Below are 5,180 nucleotides of genomic sequence, written 5' to 3' on the forward strand. Positions count from 1 at the left end.
GGTCTGCGTGCCGCCGGTGCCCGTGGTCGTGGAGTAGATGTCCGTCCACGTCGTCGCGTTCGGCGAGGTCTGGATCTTGAAGGCGGAGGCGTACGCGGACTCCCAGGTCAGGACCACCTGGGAGACGGTGGCCGTCGCGCCCAGATCGACCTGGATCCACTGCGGGTCGCTGAAGGCGCTGGCCCAGCGGGTGCCGGTCAGGTTGCCGTCCACGGCCGCGGCCGCGCTGTAGGCGGCGCCCTCGGCGGAGGAGGCGGTGGCGGTCTTGCCCTGGGACAGCAGGGTGTCGGCGGCCATGGCCGGGGTGATGAGCGCCAGACCGGCCGCGACGAGCGCGGCGATCATGGCCGTGACCAGGCCTAATCGCAGGCGGCCTGGGGTGGAGGAAGGGTGCACGGGCTCTCCTCGGAACGGGGGGTGCCGGCCGCTCAGCGGATCCGGGAACACGATGGGGAGAGCGCTCTCCATATCGAGAGAGTGGCGCTGCCGAACAAGGCTTGTCAAGGGGGCATCGCCCGCGACTGAAATGTTCCGCTTACTTTCCCGACACACACGTTTCCCGATTTATCGGGATTTGGGGTTCTGGGATGGGCCATTGACAGGGCTCGGAGCAGGCACCGACCCTATGGGCAATGGAGAGCGCTCTCCGTAGTCGGCGCTCCCCCGACGAAGGGACCCTCGCGTGATCGACGACGAGCTCGACCACCTGGTGGAGAAGCTGGACCCGGCCCAGAAGGTACGGCTGCTCGCCGGTGCGACGGTGTGGCGCACCCATGCCGAGCCCGCCATCGGCCTGCGCCCGATGCTCACCTCCGACGGGCCGGTGGGCGTGCGGGGTGAGGGCTGGGACGAACGGAACACCTCGCGCACGCTTCCCTCGCCGACCGCGCTCGCCGCGACGTGGGACGAGGAACTGGTGGAGCGGCTCGGAGCCCTGCTGGCCGAGGAGGCCCGGCGCAAGGGCGTGCACGTCCTGCTGGCCCCGGCGCTCAACCTGCACCGGTCCGCGCTGGGCGGGCGCCACTTCGAGTGCTTCTCGGAGGATCCACTGCTCACCGGAAGGATCGGCGCGGCCTACATCCGGGGCGTGCAGTCCGGCGGGGTGGCGGCCACCGCCAAGCACTTCGTCGCCAACGACTCGGAGACCGAGCGTATGACGGTCGACGCCCGGGTGGACGAGCAGACCCTGCACGAGCTCTACCTGGCCCCTTTCGAGGCCGCCGTCGAAGCCGGCGCCTGGCTCATCATGTCCGGATATAACGCGGTAAACGGCACAACAATGTCAGAAAGCCCTCTGCTTGCGGAGCCGCTGAAGGGGCTGTGGGGCTTCGACGGCGTCGTCATCTCCGACTGGGGCGGCGTACGCTCCACCCTGCCCAGCGCCCTCGCCGCCCAGGACCTCGCCATGCCGGGACCCAGCCCTTTCTGGGATGAGGCCCTGCTCGCCGCCGTGGACTCCGGCCAGGTCCCCGAATCCGTCCTCGACGACAAGGTCCGCCGCATCCTGCGCCTCGCCATGCGCGTCGGAGCCCTGGACCCGGACGAATCCCCGGAACAGCCGCCCGTCCCCCCGAACGAGAGCAAGGCGGACCCGGCCGAGGAGACCGTGGCCGGCGTGCGTGACCATTCCACCGAACCGGACTGGGAGCACCAGGACGGCGAGCCCCATGCCAGGACGGGCCAGGTGCCCTCGGCCCGGGAAGCGACCGCGGAGGCGACCCACATAGCGGTCCGGGAAGCGGGCGGGGAGGCGACCCGCGAGGTGGCCGGACTGTTGCGGCAAGCGGTCGCCGCGGGCTGCGTGCTGCTGCGGAACGAGGGCGAGGTGCTGCCGCTCGCGCCGGAGCGGCTGCGGCGGGTGGCCGTGATCGGGCCGAACGCGGCAGCCGTACGGGTGCAGGGTGGTGGAAGCGCGGGCGTTTATCCGGATTCCGTGGTCTCGCCGCTGGACGGGGTCCGGGAGGCGTTGCAGGGCATCGCCGAGGTCGCGTACGCGCCGGGCGTCTCGACGAGTGACCTGCCGACGCCGCTGGAGATCGTGAACGCGCGCAACCCCCGGACCGGCGAGCCCGGCCTGCTCGTACGCGTCCTGGACGCCGACGGGACCGAACTTCACGCGGAACACCGCCTGACCGGCCGGCTGCTGGAACCGACCGTGGTGGAAGGCGGAGCGACCGTGGAGGTGCGCGCCCTGCTCTGCCCCGGTGTGTCCGGGGAGTGGCGGCTCGCCGTGGCGGGATGGGGGCGCGTCTGCCTGGAAGCGGACGGCTGGTCGCTCCTGGACGAGGAGATCCCCCGCGACACCGACGATCCAGCCACCGTGCACCTGCATCCGCCGTACCGGACGGCGCGGGTGACTCTGACCGCGCAGACCGAGGTCGAGCTGGTCGCCCGCAGGGAGCTCGCGCCCGGCACCGGCCGGGCCACCGTGCTGGCCGCCGACCCGCCGCGCCTCGACGACGACCGCGAGTTGCTGGCCGCCGCCGACCTGGCCCGGTCCTGCGACGCCGCGATCGTGGTCGTCGGCACGACCGAGGAGATCGAGAGCGAGGGCCGGGACCGGACCACGCTCCGCCTTCCCGGCCGCCAGGACGACCTGGTCAGCGCCGTCGCCGCCGCGAACCCGCGGACGGTCGTGATCGTCAACTCGGGCGGCCCGGTCGCCATGCCCTGGCACACCGAGGCGCCCGCGCTGCTGCTCACCTGGTTTCCCGGCCAGCAGGGCGGCCACGGGCTCGCCGACGTGCTGTTCGGCGCGGCGGAACCCGGCGGCAGGCTCCCCACCACGTGGAACGATTCACCCATCGCCTCGACCACGCCGGTCGCGGGCGAGCTGCACTACACCGAATCGCTGGACATCGGCTATCGGGCGTGGCTGCGCCGGTCGGGCGAGCCCGCGTACTGGTTCGGGCACGGGCTGGGTTACACCACCTGGTCGTACGAGTCGATCACGGTCGACGACGCGCTGACCGTGCGCGTCCGGGTCCGCAACACCGGGTCCCGTCGCGGGCGGGAACTGGTGCAGCTCTACCTCTCCGCGCCCTGCGGCACGCCCGTACGCCCGCGGCGGTGGCTGGCCGCCTACGCCGCCGCCACCGCGAATCCCGGCGAATCCACCGAAGTGACCCTCCGGCTGAGTCCCCGCGCGTACCAGCACTGGTCCGTCGCCGACCACGCCTGGCGCACCACCCCAGGCGCGCACACGGCCCTGGCGGGCCCCTCGGCCGGGCGCCTTCCCCTAACCGTCGAAGTCCAGCCCTGAGTGGAGAGCGCTCTCCACCTGCACGATCGAGTCGCACTCCGGTTTCCCCTGTGTGAACTGCGGATTTCGGATCGACGGCAGAGCATGTCTTGACAAGCCAGAGAGCGAGGGCCAATCTCACTGGAGAGCGCTCTCCCCCTCGTGGTCCGTTCGGACGGCGAGGCACCCCCCACGCATAAGGAGAGGCCGTGCATCCATCCAGAAGACCGGGCCGGCACCAATTGGGCCTGGTCATCGCCACCCTGGTCGCCCTGGTGGGCGCGGGTCTGACCATCGTCTCCACGGCCGCCGCCGCGGCCGACACCCTGCTCTCGCAGGGCCGCCCCGCCTCGGCCTCCTCCACCGAGGGCGGCGGCTACGGCGCGGGCGCGGCGGTCGACGGCAACAACGGCACCCGCTGGGCCAGCGCCTTCAGCGATCCCCAGTGGATCCAGGTCGACCTCGGCTCCACGGCGACCGTCTCCCAGGTCGTGCTCGCCTGGGAAGGCGCGTACGGCAAGACCTTCAAAATCCAGACCTCCCCCAACGGCACCACCTGGACGGACATCTACTCCACCACAACCGGCGCCGGCGGCACCCAGACCCTCAACGTGACCGGCTCCGGCAGATACGTCCGCATGTACGGCACCGCCCGCGGCACCGGCTACGGCTACTCCCTCTGGGAGTTCAAGGTGTACGGCACCGGCGGCAGCGGCCAGACCCCCATGCCCAGCCCGACCTGGACCGACCAGGTCACCCACCACGAGTTCCAGGCCAACTGCGGCTTCACCCAGAACCGCCCGGACGACCCGATCGTCTACCCCGGCCTCCCGGGCGCCTCGCACATGCACACCTTCGTCGGCAACACGACCACGCACGCCGGCAGCACGGCGGCGTCCCTGCTCGCGGGCGGCACCTCCTGCACCAACCCGCACGACCGCTCCGCGTACTGGTTCCCGAGCTTCTACAAGGGCACGCAGCTGATCCAGCCCGTCGGCGACCAGGTCATCTACTACAAGTCGGGCATCCTCGAGTACTGGCGGGTGCAGTCGTTCCCGCAGGGCCTGCGGTTCGTGGTCGGCAGCCCGACGGCGACGCTGGAGCAGTTCCGCGACTCCCCCGGCACCGTCGAGGGCTTCGAGTGCGGCAACATCTCCTTCAGCTGGGACATCCCGGCGAACTGCCCGGCGGGTAGCCAGGTGAACGTGCGCTACCAGGCCCCCAGTTGCTGGAACGGCGTCAACCTGGACAGCGCCGACCACAAGAGCCACATGTCCTACCCGGTGAGCGGGTACTGCCCGGCCTCGCATCCGGTGGCCGTACCGATGCTGGAATTCAAGATCGCGTTCCCGGCGAGCGGCGACCTCACCCAGGCCCGGCTCTCCAGCGGACGCGGGTACACCTGGCACTACGACTTCTTCAACGCCTGGGACAACCCCGCGATCCTGCAGGCCCTGGTGACGCACTGCATCAACGGCGGCCTCCAGTGCAACCCGCGCGGCTACGACCAGTACAAACCGCACCGCGGCGCGGCGCTCACACCCGCCTTCGAACTGCCCTGAACGGTCCCCTGACGCACCCTCGTCGCACGTCCCGGACCCGGCACCCGGCGCGCCCGGGCCCGGGGACGTGCCCTCCCCGCCACAATGCCGACACCTCCGCGTCCGCCTCACACGCCTGAACGAGCCCCTGTGGCACTATCGGTAACGGGATCTTCACACACCGAGACACAGAGGACACTCATGCTGCGCATCGCCGTCCCCAACAAGGGTTCCCTGTCCGAGCCGGCGACCGCGATGCTCCATGAGGCGGGTTACCGCCAGCGCACCCAGGCCAAGGAACTCGTGCTCACCGACGAGGCGAACGGGGTGGAGTTCTTCTTCCTGCGGCCCCGCGACATCGCCGTCTACGTCGGCTCCGGGCGGCTCGACATCGGCAT

The 5,180-nt window shown here is 71.0% G+C and carries 3 protein-coding genes and 1 pseudogene; 3 read left to right on the forward strand and 1 reads right to left on the reverse strand.

The window, feature by feature from the left end; all coding sequences use genetic code 11:
- The coding region (locus tag Aph01nite_RS40575) for a discoidin domain-containing protein (protein WP_204046417.1) at positions 1–396 on the reverse strand (396 nt) is incomplete at its 3' end.
- Between the two features lie 286 nt (positions 397–682).
- On the opposite strand from Aph01nite_RS40575, the gene Aph01nite_RS40580 reads away from it, so the two are divergent.
- The 3 genes and pseudogenes from Aph01nite_RS40580 to Aph01nite_RS40590 all read left to right on the forward strand — a co-directional run.
- Positions 683–3,262 carry a glycoside hydrolase family 3 C-terminal domain-containing protein gene (locus Aph01nite_RS40580; protein ID WP_204046418.1) on the forward strand — a complete coding sequence of 860 codons (2,580 nt, stop codon included), beginning with the start codon at positions 683–685 and terminating at the stop codon, positions 3,260–3,262.
- Between the two features lie 188 nt (positions 3,263–3,450).
- Positions 3,451–4,803, forward strand: a complete 1,353-nt coding sequence (locus tag Aph01nite_RS40585; RefSeq protein WP_204046419.1) for a DUF1996 domain-containing protein — start codon at positions 3,451–3,453, stop codon at positions 4,801–4,803.
- A gap of 180 nt (positions 4,804–4,983) precedes the next feature.
- Positions 4,984–5,180 (forward strand): annotated as a pseudogene (locus Aph01nite_RS40590) (ATP phosphoribosyltransferase); the annotation flags it as partial.

The sequence above is a fragment of the Acrocarpospora phusangensis genome, assembly GCF_016862995.1.
Lineage (GTDB): Bacteria > Actinomycetota > Actinomycetes > Streptosporangiales > Streptosporangiaceae > Acrocarpospora > Acrocarpospora phusangensis.